Source organism: Methylocystis sp. H4A, from assembly GCF_015709545.1.
Classification (GTDB): domain Bacteria; phylum Pseudomonadota; class Alphaproteobacteria; order Rhizobiales; family Beijerinckiaceae; genus Methylocystis; species Methylocystis silviterrae.
The window spans coordinates 837761-858024 of record NZ_JADNQY010000028.1; the positions used below are offsets into that span (position 1 = coordinate 837761).

A 20264-nucleotide genomic window follows, 5' to 3' on the forward strand; every position below is an offset into this window, starting at 1 on the left:
ACAGGACGATGAAAAAGCTCCGATTGGACGCGCTTGGCCGGGCCGCCGCGGCGGCGCTTGCCGGCGCAGCGCTTCTCCCCGAGCCGACGCAAGCGCAGCAACAGCCGCCGCGCCGTCCCCATCCGCCGCATAGCGCCGGCGAAGCGGCGGGACCGGCCGCGCCGCCGACCGAAAGACGCGCCACGCTGCGGCTGAGCGCGACGCTTGCAGCCAACGACCAGCAGCCGGTCCACTCGGGCCTCGTTTGGCGTGTCTTCGAGGAGAGCGCCCAGCCGGACGGATCGCACAAGCTTGTGGCGCAATCGGAGGAGGCGGTCCCGACGCTGCCGCTGCCTGACGGCTCCTATATCGTCCATGCCGCCTATGGGCTTGCAGGCGTCACGCGCCGCGTCACCATGGAGGGCGGCAATGTGTCCGAGCGGATCGTTCTGAACGCCGGCGGGCTGAAGCTCATCGATAAGCTGGGCGACGCGCAAATTCCCGCTCAGCGGCTGTCAATTTCGATCTATGTGCCGGAACGCGGCAATTCCGAAGCGAAGCTCATTCTCGCCAACGCCAACGCCGATCAAGTGATCTGCCTCCCCGAGGGCGCCTATCACATCGTCTCCACTTTACTCGACACGGGGCAGGGCGCTCAGGGCGGGACGAACCAGACCAACTCCGTGGTTACGGCGGATTTGAAAATCCCGGCCGGAAAGCTGATCGAAGCGACACTGCGCCATCGCGCGGCGACCATGACCTTGAAGCTCGTCAAGCAGCCGGGCGGCGAGGCGCTCGCCAATACCAGCTTCTCGGTGCTCACGCCGGGCGGCGACGTCATCCGCGAGATGATCGGCGCTTTCCCGTCGCTCGTTTTGGCTGAAGGCGAATATGTCGCTATCGCGCGCCACGAGGGCAAAACCTATCAGGGCGCTTTCCGCGTGCAGTCGACCAAGGACTCGGACGTCGAAATTCTGATCCGCGATCAGCCGCGCAATCACGCGAACGACGAACTTCCACAATAAAAAAAGCCGCCCGGCGAACCGGGCGGCTTGCTTGGGTCGCTCTTGAAAACTGCGTTCTAGAGGAGCGTGAAGGGAACGATCACGTCCATGTTGAACATGCCCTGGTTCGAGCTCAGGCCGCTGCGGCTGAAGAACGGCGTGGTGCCGTTGACCGTCGTGTCCCAACGCAGCTCCGGCCGGATGATCAGGCCGGTGATGTAGGGCAGTTTGACGGGCAGTTCAGGCGTAATCGTCATGCCGAGCGTGAAGGCGAGATAGCTCGTGCCGGAATAGGCCGGCCGATTGGCATAAAGGCCCGTTCCTAGGTTCTGGCTGATGCAGGACGGACACCAGAAGCCGTGCGCCAGATTGACCGCGTCGAAATAGCCCGGATAGGCGCTGACGAAGAAGTTGTTGTTGTCGCGATAGAATTCGGCGCGCCCGTTGAGCTTGAAGATATCGTTGATCTTATAGGAGAAATATTGCGCGATGCCGAAGGCGCGCGCTCCCATCGGATAGGCCGGCGCCGTGCCCCAGAATCCCGTGCCGGTGATGGCGTTGGCCGCGGCCCAAGCCTTCTGCGGCAGGCCGAAGGAGCTATTGTTCCAGCCGCTTTCCAGCATGAAGCTGATGTCGGTGATGAACGTCAGATTCTCGGTCGCCTTCCAGGTCGTCGTGAGGTTGTTAAACGAACGGATCGCCGTGTTGACGTCGCAGGCGCAGAGGCTAGGGGCGCCGAAACCGCCCTGGTTGACTGGCCAGCCCGCCGTGAAAGCGTTGGGCCAGCCGGTCTGGGTAAACGGAGTTCCGTTAGCGAAACCGACGGGCCAGCCGACGCCGAGCGGGTCGGTCTGTCTCTGGTTCTCCGGACCCGTGTGGGTGATCGCCATAATGGTCAGATTGCCGTCGAGCAGGTTGAAGCCGAAACCGCCGTGGAAGGACGCAGCGGCGTTATTGTCCCCAGGCCAGCCGAGGCTCGTGTTCACGCCGCTGGTCACGCCCGTATAGACGTCGAGCCAGGGCTTGACGTGGGTGGTGACCATCGCGCCGGTGTGAATAAACGGACCGTAGTTGAAGATGTAGGAGTGGCTGTAGAACAGATTGTCTTTCGCCGGGATCACTTCCGCGCCGTTGTAGGTGGCGAACATGCCCACCTTGACGTCGACGCCGCCTTCGCTGATCGGGCTAACCCAGGGCAGATGCGCCTGGAGATTGGCCTCGATCGGTCCGATTTGCGTGCGCGAGGCGATCGCATAATCGAGAACGCCGAGGTAGTGGTTGTAGCGCATGTCCTCGCCGATCATGCCCTGAAACTTGAATCCGAAGTCATAGCCTTCGGCCTTCGGATCGAGCGGACGCTGCACGGTCAGGAGGGCGCCGTTGAACGTCGGCCAGTTGGCGCGGTCCGTATAGAGGTGGCCCCAGTTCAGCTTGTTGAACGGCTGATTGAAGTTGACGGCGACGCCGCCTTCGACGTAGCCGTCGATGGTCAGCGTATCGATCCAGGCCGACGGCGGCGGCGCGGCCGGACCCTTGACGATCTTACCTTTTCTGACGGGCGTGGCCGCAGACGGAGGCGCGGGTTGATTCTCTTCGATGAGAGTCGGGTCGACCTCCATCAGCTTCGACTGAGCATGAGCAGCGCTCGTGACGCTGGTTGCTAGCGAAAGTGCAGCGACGGTCGAAAGATAGGGCCATTTCATTGCTGGGAACTCCGTCTGGAAGGCGAGATCTGATTGATATCACTCGCGAGTGAAGTTCCGTTCAAGCCCAACGTCCGCGCACCTGCTCAATTGTTAAGCAAAAATAGCCCTGACGAAAAATTGTTCTAATGAGTGTGGCGGCAATGTCACAATTTTTGATGGTTCCACGGCGGCCGATGCTGATTTCATAGCGCCTCTCGTCGTTAAAAAGATGACAAATGTTCGTTTCTTGACGAATCACGATCGCTTCCGTCCAGATCGAGCCTTGCCTCTCTTCAAGCGCCGCCCTCTTTAGTAAGCGTGGCAATAGGCGGGCGCGCAGGGCGCGACGGCGCGGAACAGGAGAGGGCGACATGGCGGAAGAGGGGCAAAATCAACCCGGGGGCCCCGACTTCACGCAGGGAGTCGCTCCAGCCGAGGTTGCCGAAGGCCGCCCGGTGCTTGGCCATGTGGCCGGCGAGGACGCCGTGATGGCGCGACAGGGCGACGATTTCTTCGTGATCGGCGCTCATTGCACGCATTATCATGGGCCCTTGGCCGAGGGCCTCGTGGTCGGCGGCTCGATCCGGTGCCCCTGGCACCATGCCTGTTTCAGCTTGCGTAGCGGCCGCGCGTTGCGCGCGCCGGCGTTTGATCCGCTGCCGCGGTGGCGGGTCGAGCAGGTCGATGGAAGGGTGTTTGCGCGCGAAAGGCTGCCGGACTCCGCGTCAGCAAGGCCCAACGGCGGCGCTGTCGAGCCGCGCGGCGTCGTCATCGTCGGCGGCGGCGCCGCGGGCTTCGCCGCTGCGCAGATGCTCAGGGCGGAGGGCTATGACGGCATTCTGGAGCTGATCAGCGCCGATTCGGCCGAGCCCTATGATCTGCCCAATCTGTCCAAGGATTATTTGGCCGGAACCGCGCAGGCGGACTGGCTGCCGTTGCGCGACTCAACCTGGTATCGAGACAACGGCGTCCAACTGCGTCTGGGACGGCGCGTCGAGTCGCTCGACCCGGCGGGCAAGCGGCTGACCCTCGCTGACGGGGCGACGCTGTCGTACGACGTACTGCTTCTCGCCACGGGCGCATTCCCCACCAAGCTGCCGACGCCGGGAGCCGAACGGAGCCACGTTCATTATCTGCGCTCGCTCGCCGACGCCGACCGTCTCATCGCGGCCTCCGCTGGGGCGCGCCGCGTGGCCGTGATCGGCGCGAGCTTCATCGGCCTTGAGGTGGCGGCGTCGCTGCGCGCCCGCGGTCTCGACGTGCGCGTCATTGCGCCCGAGGAGATACCAATGGCGCGCATTCTCGGCCCTGAAATCGGCGCGCATGTGAGAAAGCTTCACGAGAGCCACGGCGTCATCTTCCATCTCGGGGACACAGCGACGGAAATCGGCGAACGCACGCTCCAATTGAAAAGCGGCGCGACTTTGGACGCCGATCTCGTGGTCATCGGCGTCGGCGTGAGGCCAGATCTCTCGCTCGCCCAGTCCGCGGGCCTCGCCGTGGACCGGGGCGTGCTCGTCGACGAATATCTGCGGACAAGCGCGCCCGATATTTACGCCGCCGGCGACATCGCCAGCTGGCCCGACAAGATCACGGGCGAGCGGATACGCGTCGAACATTGGGTGGTCGCGGAGCGTCAGGGCCAGACAGCCGCGCGTAACATTCTCGGCCGCAAGGAAAAGTTTGACGCCGCGCCCTTCTTCTGGAGCCAGCATTACGACGAGGCGATTTCTTATATCGGAAACGCCGCGTCGTGGGACCGGCTGGAGATTTCAGGCGATCCGGCCGCCGCCGACTGCGCCGTTTCCTACTTCAAGGGCGATCGGCTGCTGGCCGTCGCGACCATCGGTCGCGACCTCGACAATCTGCGCGCCGAAGTCGCTTTTGAAGCGCGCATCGGCGCCGAGCCGCCGGAATCGATCGAATAGGGCTCTCGCTATTCGAAGCGTCCGGAGGCGTGGCTGAGCATGGTGTAGACCTTGCCGGCGTCGCCCGTCAGCAGGTCGAGCGCTTTGGAGCCGTCGTGATCTCCGCGGCTTGTCTCGATGAGCAGATCCTCGAAGTGCGTGACGTAGCGATCGGCGGTCGCGCGAAACGCCTGATCGACGCTATAGCGGCGACGAATTTCCTCGAAGGTCTGATGGCCTTGCGCGGTGTAGAGACGGCGACCGAAAAGTCCGCCCTTCTCGCCGCGCTGATAGCGGCGCCATAGCTCCGCCACGGCGGCGTTGTCGACCATACGCGCAATGTCGAGCGTCAGGCTGTCGAGGGCGCCCGCCGTCGCCAGTGACCGCGCCGTGCGCGGCGGCTGCGGCGCGGCGTCGTCGAAGGAGGCGCGCGCAAGCAGGTTGCTCAACCATCCGCCCTGCGGCTCGCGTGTCGGCTCTGCCGAGCGATTCTGCGCGACGCGTGGCGCTGCGTCCTCGGCGCGCGTCGCTTGATCCAGGACCGGCTGACGAAGCGAAGGCGCGCTTTGTTCGGCGATGTCATAGACGCGGCCCGAGCGCGCCACGATGTCGGTGAGCTCGTTCAGCGCCTTCACCTGATCGCCGACGACCCGCCGCAGCGCCGCCGCCTGCTGTGCGGTTTCGCGCGGAATTTCGGTCGCGCCGCGGCGCACCTCCTCGCGGGTCTCCTCGATCTCGCGATGGATGTTGCGTGCGAGGCCGCGAATCTCGTCTGTCGCGGCGTCGAATTTCGAGCGCGCGTCGCCGAAGAGACGGGTGATCTCTTCATTGGCTTCGAAGAAGGCGGCGCGCAGCGCCTCCGAAGTCTGCTCGCGTTCGCCTTCCGCAGCGGCGCGCACCGCTGCAAAGCGCGTCTCGATCAAATCGGCGGTTTGCCTGGAGGTTTCGCTCAACTCTCCTCCAAGGTCGCGCGACCGCGCTTCGATGGAGCGGAACGAATGATCCATCAGCTCGCTGAACCTTGTCATGGCGCTTTCCATCTCGGCGCCGCGGCCTTCGATGAGCGTCACCAATTCTTCGAGCGAGCGCCGGCGGGCGGCCATCACGGCGTCGAGCGCCTCCTGGCTATGCGCCAGTTTTTCCGCGCTCTGCGCCAGCGTGTGCTGTCGCTCGTCGAGCGCCGCGACGATGGCGTTAGCGTCTTGCATCGTGCCGCCAGCGACGGCGCTGATATGTTCAACCTGCGTCGAAGCCTCGTTGAGCGCGCCGTGGAACTCGGCGAGGCGCCTGCCGAGTTCATGTTCGAGCGTGACCAGATTACCGCCGGTCTTGTCGATGACCGCATGGAGCGAGGCATTTGTCTCGCCGAGCGTGTCGAGCAGGGTCGGCAGCTCGGTGCGAATCCTTTCGTTTGTCTCCAGCAGCGCCGCAATCGAGGTCTGCGCGCTGGTCTCCAGCGTCAGCGCCAGCGCCTCGCGGGAGGCGTCCAGCGCATTCGTCAGCTCGTCGCGCTTGACGCCGAGGCGTGAGACAAGGGCGGCGCTGCTATTTTCAACGGCGGTCGTCACGAGATCGCCGATCGTCGTCAATTCCTGGGCGACGGCGCCGCCGCGCGCGTCGAGCATGGTCTGCATTTGCGTGAGGCGCTCATCCAGCGCGCCGCTGATCTCCGCGACGCGTTCGGCGAGCGACTCGCCGAGATCGCCGGTGCGCGCATGAAGCGTCGTATCGAATTCGCGCCGCGCGACGGCCAGAACGTCTTTGATGTCCTGCAGACGGGCCCCGATCGTGTCCACGACCAGTCGGCCTCCTTCGTCGATCTCCGAAGAAACGGCGCCGAGCCGGCTGATCACATTGTTCTCGAGCAGCGCGATACGGCCGTCGAGGGTCGTTTCCAGCTCCTTCGCGTGTCCACCCAGCGCTTCGTTGATTTCCTCTGTTCTGGAGGCGATCGTATGGGCGAGTTCGCTCGAGCGCGACAGCAGCACCCAGTCGACGTCCTTGATCTTTGCGTCGAGCGTTTGCATGACTTGGCGCCCGCCGTCCTCCATCACCCGCGCGACTTCAGCCGCGTGTTTGGAGAGCGCCTCCTGCAGCATCTGGCCGCCGACGCCGAGGCCCGCGTCAACGCGGCCGACCAGTTCGTCGATACGGTCGGCCGCCTCCATTGTCCTGGCGTTGGCGACGTTCTCGAAGGCTTCGATCTTGTTCGACATCGTCGATGCGATGTCGATCGCGCGCGCGCCAAGCTTTTCGACCAGATGGCCGCCTTTGCTCTCGATCGCGCCGTCGATTTCGGCCAGTCTCGCGTCGATCTGATCGGCGAAATGGCGGGAATTATCGCCGATCCGGGCGTTGTAATGCTCGACTTGCGCCGAGAGCCTTTCGACGAGCGCGCCGCCCTGCATGCGGATAGTCTCATCCAGCGACTGCAGCTGGTCGTCGATCCGATGCGTAATCTCTTGCGCTTGCGCGTCAAATCGGGCGGCCGCGTCCACCGTCCGCGTCGTCAGATTGTCGACAAGCTGCGTTCCCTGGCCGCCGATCACGTCTTCGACGACAGCGAAGCGCTGCGTGAGTTCGGCGCTGAGGCGTTCGGCATGCGCGCCGACCCGATCGGCGAGTTCGCCGCCGTCGCGCAGCAGCGCATTCTCGAATTGGGTGAGCTGTTCGCCGAGCGTGACCGCGATGCGCTCGCCATGGTCGGCCAGCGACGCCACGACGTCTTTGCTTTCGGACAGGACGGCGTTCTCGAAGGCGCCGAATCGATCGTTCACCAATTCATGCAGCCGCTCGCCCTGCGTGGCGATCGCCAGAACGGCGTCGCTCGCCGTATTTGCGAAGCGCTCATGCATCGTCGTGGCGTTTTCGGCGAGAGCCGAGGAGGCGTCGGCGACGCTTTGGCGAAGCTTGTCGCGCAACGCCGCGCCGTGCGTCTCGAATTCCTGCAGCGCGAGTTCGCGCGACGTCTCCATCGTTTTGGCGACGAGCATTCCCGCCGTCTCGAGCGCGTTGAGCCGCTCGCCGAGCAATTCGTCGACGCGCGTCGCATGTTCGCCGACGACCGACGCCACGCTTTCGCTATGGCGCCTGACGGCTTCTTCGAAGGCGCCGAGCTTTTCGGCGATGTCGATTTCGGCGCCGTCGGCGCGCGCCGCCAGGCGCTGCGCGATCTCGCCGCCCTGGCGCACAAGCACGTTTTCAATCGCTTCGAGACTCTGCGCGACAGCTTCGCTGACCAGACCGCTGTTGCGAGCGACGCTGTCTTCAAAGGCGGCGAGCTTGTCGCCAAGTTCTGCGGCGGCGCGCTCGGTACGGGCCGCGACCCGGGCCGCCAAATCTTCGCCCTGGCGCGCGACGACATCTTCGAACGTCGATACGCCTTGCGAAAAGGCCGCCGTTGCGCGTTCGCCGTGCTCGCTGACGCGCTGGGTGATTTCTTCGCTGTGACGCTCGACGGCCTCTCCGAAGGCGGCGAGCTGCGCGGAGAGGGTCGATGCGGCGCGTTCACCACGCTCGCCGACGCGTTCGGCAACCTCATCGCCGTGGCGGATGATGGAGGTCTCAAAGGCGGTGAGTTGCGCCGAGAGCGTCGATGTTGCGCGTTCGCCTTGCTCGCCCACACGCTGCGCGATCTGTTCTCCGTGGCGCGTGACGGCGTCTTCAAACGAGGCCAGCTCAGCCGCGAGCGTCGATGTCGCCCGCTCGCTCTGTTCGCTCACGCGCAGGGCGATGTCGTCACTGTGGCGTACGACTGTCTCTTCGAAAGCGGCGAGCTGCGACGTCAGCGTCAATGTCGCGCGCTCGCCATGTTCGCTGACGCGCTGGGCGACTTCCCCGCTGTGGCGGGCGACCGTGTCCTCAAAGGCGGCGAGCTGGGTTGCAATGGTCGACGTCGCGCGTCCGCCATGTTCGCTCACGCGCGTCGCGACGTCGTCGCTGTGCTGCGTGATCGCTTCCTCAAATGCGGCGAGCTGAGACGACAATGTCGCCGTCGCGCGCATGTTCTGTTCGCTGACCCGTTCGGCGATTTCCTCGCTGCGGCTATTGACCGACTCTTCGAATGCGGCGAGCTGCGTGGCGAGCGCCGACGTGGCGCGCTCGCTGTGGTCGCCGACGCTCTGCGCAAGTTCCTCGCTGCGCAGCGCAACCGCCGTCTCGAAGGCGGCGAGCTGCGTCGCGACGGTCGTCGCGGCTCGCTCGCTGTGTTCGGCGACGCGCGAGACGACTTCCTCTCCGTCGCGCGCGAATGTGTCTTCAAAGGCGGCAAGACCGTCCGAAATGACGGAGCTGACACGGTTGCCATGTTCAGCGACGCGCATGGCCGCTTCCGTGCTGTTGCGCACCACGGCGTCTTCGAAGGCGGCAAGCCGCTCGGCGAGAGTGGTCTCGATCTGCAGCCCTCGTTCGGCGATCCGTTCCGCCACTTCGCCGCCGCGGCCGAGCACGGTCTGTTCGAAGGCCTGGAAGTTGTCGGCCAGCGTTTCATTGACTCGATCGCCATGCTCCCCGATCGCGGACACCGCTTCGCTGGCGGCGGCGACGAAACGCGCCTGCACGGCGTCGACCTGTTCGACGAGCGCCGTTGAGCTCTGGTTCAAGCTGGACGAGATTGCGTCATGCAGCGCCTGTCCGCGCAATTGAAATTCGTTCTGCGCCTTCTGATGCGTGTCTTCGAGCAGGCCGACGATTCGGGTTTCCGCCGTTTCGAATGTCGCCCTGGCGTTTTCGACATGTTCGGCGACGCGCGTCGTCAGCCGTTCCTGGGTTTCGGCGAGCGAGCGCTCAAAGGCTCCGCCCTGCGTCTCGATCGTGTCGCGAATGGCCCCGCCGGTTTCCGTGAGCTGCGCGACGATCCGCTCCCCCTGGCCGCCGATCGCCTCGGAAAAACTCGCGCCAAGCTCTTCGAACCGTCCGAGCACATCTGCGCCGCGCGCGCCGAAATCGCCGGCGATCGCTTCGCTCGCGGCTTCCAGCTTGCGGCCAACTTCCTCGACTCCATCGGCGAAACGGCGGCTGACGTCGTCGCTCGCGCCGGTCACTTTCTGCGCGACTTCGTCGCCGGTCTGGGTCAGGGCGATCAGCACTCTTTCGCCGTGACTGGCCAACGTCGATTCAAAGGCGTCGCCCGCTTCGTCAAGCGCGAGCCGGATCTCCTCGCCCTTGGAGCCGAGCGAGGAGGTGACGCGCGCTCCCGCCTGGCTCACCGCTTCGGCGAGATGGACCGAGGTCGTGGCGAGTTCCTGAGACAGCGTCTCGCGCGCGCCAAAGAGCGCGGTGCGGGCGTTGTCGGCGTTGACGACGATCGCTTCGCGTTCGCGCGTCAGCTCGTCGATGAGAAGCCGAATGCGCCGCTCATTCTCGGTGTAGGAGCGTTCGAGGTTGGTGACCTCGGTGCGCACGATCACTTCCAATTCGCCGGCCCTCGCCAGCGCGCGTTCAATGCCGTCTCCCATGGAGGCGGCTTCGCGTCGGATCGCCTGAGAGAGCGAGACCACCTGTTCGGTGGCGACCGTTTCGGGCTCGATGAGCCGAATGGCGACTTCGGTCATGGAGTTGGCGATGAGCCGCATCTCATGGGCGCGGCGGGCCATCAATCCCGTGAGGAAGAGGAAGACGAGAGGCGCGATCAGCGCTGCGAGCGTCAAAACCGGTTTCGGCGCGAGCATCGAGCCGTCGAAGTCAAGGATTTCGCCTTGATGGAAATAAACGTACAGGGCCCAGCAGCCCGCCCACAGCCCCATGGAAGCGACGGTGAGCGCCATGATCGAGCGATTGGGCTTGATCTGAAGCGCTTGCCGCAACTCGCCGACCGTGCGGCGGTCGTCGTTCGCGGGCGCAAGGGCGGGCGTCATCGCTCCAGGCTGCGGTTGAACACGGTTCTGCGGCTCGCTGTAAGCCGCCGAGGCCGGCCTTCTCTGGTCCCCGGCGTGCGCTTCCGCTCTCCGGCTCTGGGCTGGGCCGGTCCGGCTGTTCGCCTCATCCGCAGCGCCTGCGGCGTCCGGCGGCGCGCCGATATCGAGCGCCTCCTCAATCGCCGTCAGAGCGGCGGACGCCGCGTCCTGGATCTTTCCCGATGTCGCCATTCGCCCTCTCCAGCCGGCGCAGACGCGTCGCCCGGCCCGATCTCACGGCCCGCCGCTCAGCGACCGCCAGTGAATAAAGATTAACCAAACTTTACAGCCCATCCCTGGCAATTGAAACATCCGGCGGGGCCGTATCGGGAAACTTCGTTAACGCGCCCTTCAGGATCGACGCGTCAGTCTCCACTCTGGGCGCCGCTTTTGGCAGGCCTTTCCGCGGGGCTGCAAAACGAACCGCTTTGCGATAGATATCAAGGGGAACAGGAATGGGGATGGCGAAACTGGCGGACTCCACGTTTCTAAATTGCGAAGCTCAACCGCAGCCGTTATCCGAGGCCGACGCGGAGTCGCCGATCGACCTTGTCCATCTCTCCCGACAGACCTTCGGCGATCATGATCTCGAACGGGAGCTGCTGGCGCTTTTCGACGCACAGGCGGCGCAATTTGCGAAGCGCTTGCGCGCGCCCGCCGCGCAGGGCGACGCCGACTGGCGCATCGCGCTCGCGCATACCATCAAGGGGTCGGCGCGGGCGATCGGCGCCTTCGAGGTGGGGCAGGCGGCGGAGGCCTACGAACAGGCGCTGCGCGGCGCGGATGCGAGCGCCGCAGAGAAGTCCGAGATCCTCGGCGCCGCCATCGGCCGCGCGCGCGGCGCCATCGCCCTATTGCTGGGCGGCGCGGCTCAGAACGGCCCCACTGGGAAATATTTCAGATAAAGCTCGGCGAAAACGCCGCGCTGGGCGAGGCGGGAGAGCGCGTAGTCGAGCGCCCGGCGCAGCGGCGCATTGCCTTTTTTCACGGCGATGCCGACGCCTTCGCCGAAATATTTCGGATCGGTGAAGGGGCCATCCCGAAAGACGCAGCAGCCGGCCGCTTCGGCGCCGTTCAGCCAATAGGAAAGGGCGATCGCGTCGCCGAAAGTCGCCTGAACGCGGCCGTTCTTGAGCGCGCTGCGGGCGAGGGCGGGCGTTTCGAACGTCACCAAGGTCGAGCGCGGATAGAAGGCTTGCAGAAACGCCTCGTGTCGCGAGCCCGCGACAACCGCGATCGGGCGATCGGCGAGGGCGGCGGGAGAAGCCGACTTCAGGGTCGTATCGGCCTGCATGGCGAACCTGCCGGGCGTCAGCATGTAAGGTCCGGAAAAATCGACCTGTTTTCGAGTTTCGTCATTGATCGCGAGCGAAGCGATGATGGCGTCGCCGCTATTGTCGTTGAGCGCGGGAACGAGCAGATCCCACCGCCGCCGCTGGATCGTGCAGGCGGTGTCGAGTTCGACGCAGATCGCCCGGGCGAGATCGATGTTGAAGCCCGCGACCTGCCCATCCGAGAGTAGAAAATTGAACGGCGGATAGTCGTCCTCGGTCAGGAAGCGGATCTGGCGCAGTCCGGAAACATCCGGCTTTTCCGGCGTGCGGTTGGGGTCCCAAAATGAGGGCGTATTCGCGGCCGGCGGCGTCGACGCGGGGGGCGCCGGCGCGGGCGGCGCGCCGTCAGCCGCCGCAGCCGTGAAGCAGGACGTCAGGAACAGCGCGGCGAGCGCCGCACCAATGGAGGCGAGAAGACCGGTTCGGCGCGGCTGAGGGAGACGGCGCATAAAAGGATTGCTTGGCCTTTGCTGGAGGTCGATAGTCGCGCGCAGGCTGCTTGCGCTTGCCGGATTTATTGCATGAATTTTGTGCCGATCGATAGTGTTGCTTCCTCTGCTTCGCAGATCAAGGACGAACTTCCTCCTCAGCCATTCAGACGCCGCGCGCTCGCTGACTCCTCGGCCGTTCGCCGGCCGTCGCCGTCGCGTGCGACCGCGTCGAGATCCATTCCTGTGGAAATCGCCTTTCTTTTGGCGCATGGCGTGCCGGAGCAAGTGCTGCAATTCGCCGCTGCGACGGCGCGCCGCCAGGGCGTTTGCGCCGACGAAGCGCTGCTCGCCGAAGGGCTCGTCTGCGAGGAAGTCTTCTATCGGGCGCTGGCGAAGCATCTCAAGGTCGAGTTCATCGACAGTCCTGTCGACGTCGCCGCGTCAGGCGTTGCGACGGCCGAATGCGGCTACGCGCGGGTTCGGGACCCGTCGAGCGGGTACCTCTGGCTGTTCGCGCCGAGCGGCAGCGGCGTCTTTCGGTTGATGAGCGCGCGGCGTGCGGCAAGAGGCCGGCCGCTTTTCGCGATCACCACCCGAACGCGGTTCCTGGAGGCGGTGCGCCGCGCCGATCCGGCCAAGGTCGCGCGCAACGCGGCCTTTCTCGTCGAGCGCGTCGACAGGGACCTATGCGCGCGCGGCGGCTTGCGGCGCGGACAGGTGGGACTGCTGCTCGTCGCGCTGGTCGGACTGGCGGCGAGCCTTTACGCGCCTTTCTTCTTTCTACGCCTTGCATCGGCTTTGCTCCTTGCAGGCGCATTCTTTTGCGGCGTGTTTCTGAGGCTTTTCGCCTGCGCGGCGAGTTTTCAACACTGCGCAGACGCCGAACCGCTCGAAAGCGAGGCGCAACTGCCGATCTACACGATCGTGCTTGCGCTCTACCAGGAAGCCGCCGTGGCGCGCCAGCTCGCTCGAGCGATCGACCGTTTGGATTATCCCGGTATTATGGCGCAAACGCCAGAACGGGAGCCGCAGAGTGATTGCGGCGCTCGGGACTCACCTGCACAAATTGTGGCATTGTCCCTGCGCGCTGATCTTTAAGCGCAGGAGAAATCATTCATGCGATCTTGGTTGCTTCAATATTGGAAGCTTTTGGCTGGCGCAGTCGCGCTTATCTGGCCGGCGAAGGACGCGATACTATCGATCCTTGATTGGCGAGGCCGTTACGACGCAGCCATTCAGACCTACCATGATCTCGGAGGATGGCCGGCTGTGATCGGACTTATCCTCTCTCCCCCTCCATGGTTCCCAATGTTGGCCGCCTTGGTTGGCGTGGGGATGATTTTGTGGCACTTCAAAATTCGCGGTATTATGGCGCAAACCCTCAACCAAGACAAAGATGCAAAGAACGGCAGCACAAACGCACTACCTAGGCCAGAATCGATCGTAAAAGAAAATTTGCCAGGCTTGTCGCTCCACACGGTATTGCGATTGCCTGCACCGTCTGGCTCTAGCCGATTTCCAATTATGGATTGGAAGACTAACCGGAATGCTGTCGCGGCATTCTACATTTCAGCCAGTAATCGCTTCACGTTTGCTGTGACGGATACATATGGTGAAACCTATTCGCTGGAATTGCCGCTAGGAACGGATGGGATACCAATTAACAGAAGATTTTATTTAATGGCAGAAATAGGTATATCAGGTAGGTCCACTGAAATACGTATTGGAGTTGATGGAAAAGTTCTAGCGGAACGGACGCTCCCGTTTTCTGTCGATCTTGGGGATAGACAATGGCGACGACCTCATTTCAATTTTGATCCACTAAAACGTGATCCTTCCATGAATAACGGAATCGTCATGGACGAAATTGGCTATTGGAGCTTTAGCCTTACAGAGCGGAGCTGGGCCGAGTTAAAGCGTGACTATTATCAAAAGAAATTCGATTTTCAAATCGCGTAACTATATCATTCAAAACCACCAAATCCAAGTATACTGTGGTTAAAACCGAACTTAAGTTCAATGTTATGCGGTCAGAAACCATTATTCATCAGTCAAATGGATATTTTTGCATCCAATGACGTCCATACATTGGAACATGAACGCGGCAGTAAACCCGCCGCGACTGATCTTATTGTTCAGATTCCGGTCTGTCTCCTTCACGCCGATCGCCGCCAGCTTTTCGGCAAGCTGCGCATAGGTGACGCCACGTCGCTTCAATTCCCCTTTCAGGAGGTTTTTTGCCTTCGTTTCATACGCTTGTGTTGCAGGGTCTGACTTCGCCGCCATAGGATCCTCAAAATATCATCATATATGATGATATTAGTCCTTGCTTATGGCTACGTCTACCGCTATATCCGATGCATAACATCATCGGATGTGGTGACATGTCGCAACATTTCCTTCTCTCCCGCGCCGCTAAGACACTCTCGCTCGCCAGCATCTTCCGCATGTCGGATGCGGACGCCGAGACAATGTTTTGCCGCGTTCGCTGGCCAGAGACGGACGGCAAGCCGGTCTGCCCGCATTGCGGCGGCGTTGACGCCTATGATTGTCGCCGCCCGAGCGGCGCGCCGCGCTTCCGTTGCCGCGCCTGTGCCAAGGATTTCAGCGTGACCAGCGGGACGCTCTTTGCGTCTCACAAGCTGCCGCTGCGCGTCTATCTCGCCGCTATCGCCATCTTCGCCAATGAGGTGAAGGGCAAGAGCGCTCTCGCCATGTCCCGCGATCTTGGAACGTCCTATAAGGCCGCCTTCGTCCTGTTGCACAAACTGCGCGAAGCGATGGCCGAAGAAATGAAAGGCCGCGTCGTCGGCGGCGCCGGCGAGGAAGTGGAAATCGACGGCGGCTACTTCGGCGGCTACGTCAAGCCGGCCAACATGCGCGAGAACCGCCGCGATCGTCGTCTTGCCGTCAATCAGACCGGCAAGCGTCAATGCGTCGTCATCGTCCGCGCCCGCGACGGTCGCTCGGTCCCGGCCGTCTTCCGCGCGGAAGGCCATGCGCTCGATTTCATCCGCGCGCGTATCGCCAAGGGATCAATCGTTCATGCCGACGAAGCCGGTTCTTGGGATGCGCTGCATAAGAACTTCGAAATGCGCCGGATCAATCACGAAGAGGCATACAGTGAAGACGGCGCGTGTACGAATGACGCCGAGTCCTATTTCTCGCGCCTGCGCCGCGCCGAGATCGGCCACCACCATTCTGTCGCTGGCCAGTATCTGCTCCGCTATGCGCAGGAAAGCTCATGGCGAGAGGATCATCGTCGCATGTCCAACGGCGAACAGGCGAGCCGCATTGCCGGTCTGGCGATGAAGAAAAAGGCCAGCCCGGATTTCACGGGCTATTGGCAGCGGCATGTCGCGGCTTAATAGGCTTGGACTATAGGGCTATGCGAATCATCGTAGTTGGAGTAAGCGAGCGAGCCGGTTTGCAGCTCCCACTAGCATACCGGCGCTCGGGACGGCGACCTTTGCTTTGATTTCACCTTGATATCTGGCCCAGGTCAGGGCTTTAAGCCGCTCGCGCGCATCCGATGGCGATGACGCGACGACTTCTATCCCCCATTCCGAGCCTTCGTGGCGATACTCGAAAAGGTATCGCTTAAACTCAACTCCCATAGGGAATGCTCCGATGACTACATCCTACTTCGTCATGTATCGAGACGCCGCGCATCAGTGGCGCTGGACGCTTTTCTCCGCGAATAACAAGAAGATAGCCAATTCTGGGGAAGGCTACTTTAACAAGACCGACTGCCAACACGCGATCGCGCTTGTGAAGGGGTCCGGCACAGCCCCCGTTCATGAGCGCTAAGCCGGACCGGCGTTTGACTATCTCGGCCCCGCCTTAATCGGCGGGGTCTTTTTTTGGCACATGGCCAATATTCTTTTGCCTGATTAACCCAAGTTAGTCAATAGATATAAATATGTACTTATATCCTTATCCGATGCTCCACACACAAACGCCCTTCCGCTTCCCGTCCATAACGATGCGTCCGCGTTGGGCCTGCATCCGTAGCGAATGAATGAGATTGTTGGCGATGGCCTTGGCAAGAACCTTGTCGCCCGCGTCCAAGCCTTTCTTGCGCATCAGGAACAGCGCCAGTTCCTTCGTCGTCATCGGTCCATCGGCGAGTGCATCACGGCATAGGGCGATCTTCTCTGTCCGTTTAAAGATGCGATGAATGTCGACGTAGGGCTTCACGTCTTCGCCTGCGTCAAATATCCGCATCGCCGCCGAAACATGCGCGAGATCGGCGCGGGCTTGTTCTAGCTGGCGCTCATAGAGCCTGATGACGGATATGATTTCGTCGCGCTTTCTGCGCAGCGTGGTGACTGTGCGAATCTCGGCCATGCCGAGAAAATAAGGCGTTGCCGGCTAGATCGCTTCTGGCGTTTGCGCCATAATACCGGATTATCCGAGAGCCAAGCTCGACATAAAATTCGTTATTGAAGCCGATGATGAACCAACAGCTGCGGCGTTGCGGTCACATCCGCCGCATGCGCCGCATGAGATCGTCATTGCGCCCGAGGGCGCTCCGCGCACCAAGCCACGCGCGCTGAACGTCGCCATGCCGCTCGCCCGGGGTTCGCTCGTTGCGGTGTTCGACGCGGAAGATTTGCCCGAGCCACGCCAATTGCGCCGCGCCGCGACGCTCTTCGCCGCCTCGCCGCCGAGCGTCGCCTGTCTGCAGGCGAGCCTCGCCATCGACAACGGCGAGCTAAATTGGATGACGGCGATGTTCGCGCTTGAATATGCGGCGCTCTTCGACGTGTACAACAAGGGCCTCGCAGCGATGCGAATGCCGCTCTTCCTTGGCGGCACGTCCAATCATTTTCGCGGCATTAGGTAGCAAACGCACCTAGGAGAAACTGTGGATATCGACACCGCATGCTTGCAATAGCAAGCATTGCATCTATGCTTGCTTTACCAAGCATGGAGATTCGCATGGCTGGCCAGCGCAAGGGCGGCAAAAACAGAGCGGCCAGTCTTTCCCCATCCGAAAGGAAATCCATTGGCTCGCTTGGAGCGCAGGCTAGGTGGGCAAAGGCGGACCCGTCTCGCGTAAGCCTTTCACGGGCCGTATGCGGCTCCTTGGAAAGCCCGTTATGCATCGGTGAGATACAAATCCCCTGCTACGTTCTTGAGGACGAAATCAGAGTCCTGACCGCTACAGGCATGAGTGATGGTTTAGGTTTGGCTCGCGGCGGTTCAATGATTGCGGGCATGAATCGTTTAGAGCTTTTTGTATCTAGAGACAGGATTAATCCATTTATTTCCAAGGAGTTATACGAGCGAATCCGCTCCCCTATTGTTTTCCTCACTCCGACCGGAGCGAAAGCATACGGCTACGACGCTCAAATATTGGTTGATCTATGTGAAGCTGTTCTTGCAGCACGACAGGCTGGCGTCTTACAGCAACAGCAAATGGGAATAGCGCAAAGATGCGAGATACTGACGAGGGGGTTAGCTAGGCTCGGAATTATTGGTCTAGTTGATGAAGCAACAGGCTATCAATACATTAGAGCGCGTAATGCTCTTGAAAAAATACTTGATGAATGGCTTACAAAAGAGCTGCAACCGTGGCGCAAACAGTTCCCAGATCAATATTACAAACGAATATTTGAGTTGAATGAGTGGGATTACGACCCAGAGTCTCTTTCTCGACCCGGAGTTATCGGCATATGGACCAACGACATTATCTATGACCGCCTTGGTCCGGGTTTGCGTGAGCAACTGCATGAATATGCCGGTCGAAATGCAAGTGGACGACTGAAACACCAGTTACACCGTTATCTGACTTCGCGGCATGGAATACCTGAATTGCAAAATCACCTCTCTGCGGTGATGGCTTTATTGAACGCGGCGACGCACTGGAATCAGTTCAAGGAGATGCTTCAAAGAGCGCTGCCAAAACCGGAAACAACTCTCAGTATGGCCTTCGACGATCTGGAGCAGATCAAGCCAAAATCCAAAAAATGAGGGCTCAGATACTCGCGTATCGGAGCCCTCGATGGGGACGGTTGGCCGGGCCAAGGAACGATTTGCAGCGTCTCCCCTTGGGGTTCGACTCCCCCCGTCTCCACCCTTCCTTTTTATCAGAATCAGTCTCTCGCCGCAGCGTCTTTAAGCGGCTCGGCATAAAGGACGCCCAATGCGCCGCTCCCGTCACGGTCAGCAAACCGAACGCCCCGCTGCTCAAACTCAGCTTGAATTGCCTTTAGGTTGTTCGCCATCGGAGTCCGGCGCCCGGCCTCAAAATCCCGCACAGTCGAAACGCCGACGTTCGCGGCTTTCGCCAGCTCGGGTTGCGAAATTTCAAGAAATGCGCGCGCGGCGCGGCATTGTCCCGGCGTCATGCCCGAAACATAGCGACGCCAACATAAAGCGTCAAGGTCATCATTTTGTATTGACGCCAGCACTTTTGTCACTTATTAATGAGGTCAACGCAAAACGTTGGGCCTCGAACCGTGTCGCAGCACTTCCTTCTCTCGAAACATGCAAGGAGCCTGAGCCTAGCTCGGGTTGCTCGCATGTCCGAAGAGGAAGCCCGCGACGCCTTCAAACAAATTCGTTGGGCCTCTACCGAAGGCGAGCCGGTCTGCCCCCACTGCGGCTGCCTTGGCGTCTACAGCTACAAGAGCCGTCCGGTTTTCAAGTGCAAGGCTTGTGACCATCAATTCAGCGTCACGTCCGGCACTATCTTCGCCAGCCGCAAGCTGCCGATTTCGACCTATCTTCTGGCGATCGCGATCTTCGTCAACGGCGCCAAGGGCCATAGCGCCCTGCAGCTCTCCCGCGATCTCGATTGCCAGTATAAGACGGCCTACGTCATGGCCCACAAAATCCGCGAGGCGATGGCTGCGGAAGTCGAGACGATGAAAGCCTGCGGCGAAGTCGAAATAGACGGCGCGTATTTCGGCGGTTACGTGAAGCCTGCCAACTACAAAGAAAACCGCCGCGACCGCCGCCTTGCAGTCAATCAGACCGGCAAGCGCCGCGTCGTCGTCATCATGCGCGAGCGTGAAGGCCGCACGCTGCCTTTCGTTTTCAAGAGCGAAGCGGAGTCGCTGCCGACGCTTGAGGCGCGTATCGACGCTAGCGCGACAGTTCATGCCGACGAAGCGACCCATTGGGACCGCCTACATGCTCGCTTCCTGACGAAGCGCATCAATCACGAATGGGCGTATTCAGACGAAGGCGCTTGCACGAACAAGGCTGAAAGTTTCTTCTCTCGCCTGCGCCGCGCTGAAATTGGGACGCATCACCACATCGCCGGGCCGTATCTCAAAGCCTATGCCCGCGAAATGGCTTGGCGGGAAGATCACCGCCGCGTGAGCAATGGCGAGCAATATCTTATGATCGCGAACGCTGCTCTGGCGCATCCCGTGTCACGCCAGTGGAAGGGGTATTGGTAACGATCAGTTGGTGCCTGATCCAACCGTTTGCTTCTTTCTGTTCCGAATGCTGGATGATAACCCAGAATTTCTGTATTTATTTATCCCCCATGCAATCAAACAGACTATTGAGATAGAAAATGCTACCGGGCACGCAACGGCCGCTAATATCTCTAATATAGATGGCGGCGTTGCGTCTGCGATTGACTTTGGGGCCGTCGTTATCTTTTCAAGAACTTGTAAGGCCGATGGAATTAGGCCTATTGACGCGCCGAGCGTAGTGAACCCAACGCTTCCAAATATGCCTGATTCCGGCCGCTCAAGTTGCGACAGTTCGCTATCTAAGATCATGTGCCAATCCACGTGCTCAGGTGCGCTCATCCGGTGGTCCGGGAGAGCGATGGAAAGCCCGCCTTGGGCCTGAATATTTGGTCCGTTATCGAGAGCCTCAGTCATTTTTCGACTCCCCGATACTTTGGGGTGTCAAAACACCAGATGCTACCGCGCTATAAGTCAGAATGTGAGAACAATTAGAGCACACTAGAAAAAACATTGGGTATGATGGCCCGCCTATTATTAGGTTGGTGCCAGTAAATATGGTCGGCGACAGCAAATGGTCGCCAAGCGAAAAGTTTC

Annotated in this window: 16 protein-coding genes and 1 pseudogene; 10 read left to right on the top strand and 7 right to left on the bottom strand. The window is 61.3% G+C overall.

Annotated elements, in window-relative coordinates:
* Positions 1-8: 8 nt before the first annotated feature.
* Complete coding sequence (locus tag IYW40_RS20630; RefSeq protein ID WP_196402079.1) at positions 9-1004, top strand: hypothetical protein; 996 nt, start codon at positions 9-11, stop codon at positions 1002-1004.
* 56 nt (positions 1005-1060) lie between these two features.
* On the opposite strand, the gene IYW40_RS20635 is transcribed toward IYW40_RS20630, so the two are convergent.
* Together IYW40_RS20635 and IYW40_RS20640 are read right to left on the bottom strand one after the other, a co-directional pair.
* Positions 1061-2686: an outer membrane beta-barrel protein gene (locus tag IYW40_RS20635; protein WP_196402080.1), complete on the bottom strand. Its 1626-nt coding sequence runs from the start codon at positions 2684-2686 to the stop codon at positions 1061-1063.
* A 61-nt stretch (positions 2687-2747) separates the two neighbouring features.
* Positions 2748-2927, bottom strand: a complete 180-nt coding sequence (locus IYW40_RS20640) for a hypothetical protein (RefSeq protein ID WP_196402081.1) — start codon at positions 2925-2927, stop codon at positions 2748-2750.
* 112 nt (positions 2928-3039) lie between these two features.
* Here IYW40_RS20640 and IYW40_RS20645 point away from each other — a divergent pair, with 112 nt between their 5' ends.
* Complete coding sequence (locus IYW40_RS20645; protein ID WP_196402082.1) at positions 3040-4596, top strand: FAD-dependent oxidoreductase; 1557 nt, start codon at positions 3040-3042, stop codon at positions 4594-4596.
* A gap of 8 nt (positions 4597-4604) precedes the next feature.
* Here IYW40_RS20645 and IYW40_RS20650 read toward each other — a convergent pair whose 3' ends face one another.
* Complete coding sequence (locus IYW40_RS20650) at positions 4605-10661, bottom strand: apolipoprotein acyltransferase (protein WP_196402083.1); 6057 nt, start codon at positions 10659-10661, stop codon at positions 4605-4607.
* A gap of 263 nt (positions 10662-10924) precedes the next feature.
* Here IYW40_RS20650 and IYW40_RS20655 point away from each other — a divergent pair, with 263 nt between their 5' ends.
* Complete coding sequence (locus tag IYW40_RS20655) at positions 10925-11374, top strand: Hpt domain-containing protein (RefSeq protein ID WP_196402084.1); 450 nt, start codon at positions 10925-10927, stop codon at positions 11372-11374.
* On the opposite strand, the gene IYW40_RS20660 is transcribed toward IYW40_RS20655, so the two are convergent.
* Entirely contained in the window at positions 11341-12252 is a 912-nt protein-coding gene (locus tag IYW40_RS20660) for a transporter substrate-binding domain-containing protein (protein WP_196402085.1), read from the bottom strand. The genes IYW40_RS20655 and IYW40_RS20660 overlap by 34 nt on opposite strands.
* 225 nt (positions 12253-12477) lie before the next feature.
* On the opposite strand from IYW40_RS20660, the gene IYW40_RS20665 reads away from it, so the two are divergent.
* Positions 12478-13332, top strand: coding sequence for a hypothetical protein (locus IYW40_RS20665; RefSeq protein WP_196402086.1), 855 nt, complete (start codon positions 12478-12480; stop codon positions 13330-13332).
* A gap of 18 nt (positions 13333-13350) precedes the next feature.
* Entirely contained in the window at positions 13351-14193 is an 843-nt protein-coding gene (locus IYW40_RS20670) for a hypothetical protein (RefSeq protein WP_196402087.1), read from the top strand.
* An 81-nt stretch (positions 14194-14274) separates the two neighbouring features.
* Here the strand turns inward: IYW40_RS20670 and IYW40_RS20675 are convergent, their stop codons facing one another.
* Entirely contained in the window at positions 14275-14520 is a 246-nt protein-coding gene (locus IYW40_RS20675; protein ID WP_196402088.1) for a DUF6471 domain-containing protein, read from the bottom strand.
* Between the two features lie 98 nt (positions 14521-14618).
* On the opposite strand from IYW40_RS20675, the gene IYW40_RS20680 reads away from it, so the two are divergent.
* Both IYW40_RS20680 and IYW40_RS20685 read left to right on the top strand, forming a co-directional pair.
* Positions 14619-15602: an IS1595 family transposase gene (locus IYW40_RS20680; RefSeq protein WP_196402089.1), complete on the top strand. Its 984-nt coding sequence runs from the start codon at positions 14619-14621 to the stop codon at positions 15600-15602.
* Between the two features lie 262 nt (positions 15603-15864).
* Positions 15865-16044 carry a DUF1508 domain-containing protein gene (locus tag IYW40_RS20685; RefSeq protein WP_196402090.1) on the top strand — a complete coding sequence of 60 codons (180 nt, stop codon included), beginning with the start codon at positions 15865-15867 and terminating at the stop codon, positions 16042-16044.
* Positions 16045-16170: 126 nt separating this feature from the next.
* Here IYW40_RS20685 and IYW40_RS20690 read toward each other — a convergent pair whose 3' ends face one another.
* A complete protein-coding gene (locus IYW40_RS20690; protein ID WP_196402091.1) occupies positions 16171-16584 on the bottom strand; it encodes a hypothetical protein in 414 nt (137 codons plus the stop codon).
* A 58-nt stretch (positions 16585-16642) separates the two neighbouring features.
* Between IYW40_RS20690 and IYW40_RS20695 the strand changes: the two are divergent.
* Together IYW40_RS20695 and IYW40_RS20700 are read left to right on the top strand one after the other, a co-directional pair.
* Positions 16643-17071: pseudogene (locus IYW40_RS20695) on the top strand (glycosyltransferase); the annotation flags it as partial.
* Between the two features lie 107 nt (positions 17072-17178).
* Positions 17179-18213, top strand: coding sequence for a P63C domain-containing protein (locus IYW40_RS20700; RefSeq protein ID WP_196402092.1), 1035 nt, complete (start codon positions 17179-17181; stop codon positions 18211-18213).
* A 122-nt stretch (positions 18214-18335) separates the two neighbouring features.
* Here IYW40_RS20700 and IYW40_RS20705 read toward each other — a convergent pair whose 3' ends face one another.
* Complete coding sequence (locus IYW40_RS20705) at positions 18336-18662, bottom strand: helix-turn-helix domain-containing protein (RefSeq protein ID WP_348644316.1); 327 nt, start codon at positions 18660-18662, stop codon at positions 18336-18338.
* A 6-nt stretch (positions 18663-18668) separates the two neighbouring features.
* Between IYW40_RS20705 and IYW40_RS20710 the strand changes: the two genes are divergently transcribed.
* Positions 18669-19649 carry an IS1595 family transposase gene (locus IYW40_RS20710; protein ID WP_196402093.1) on the top strand — a complete coding sequence of 327 codons (981 nt, stop codon included), beginning with the start codon at positions 18669-18671 and terminating at the stop codon, positions 19647-19649.
* Positions 19650-20264 lie beyond the last annotated feature (615 nt).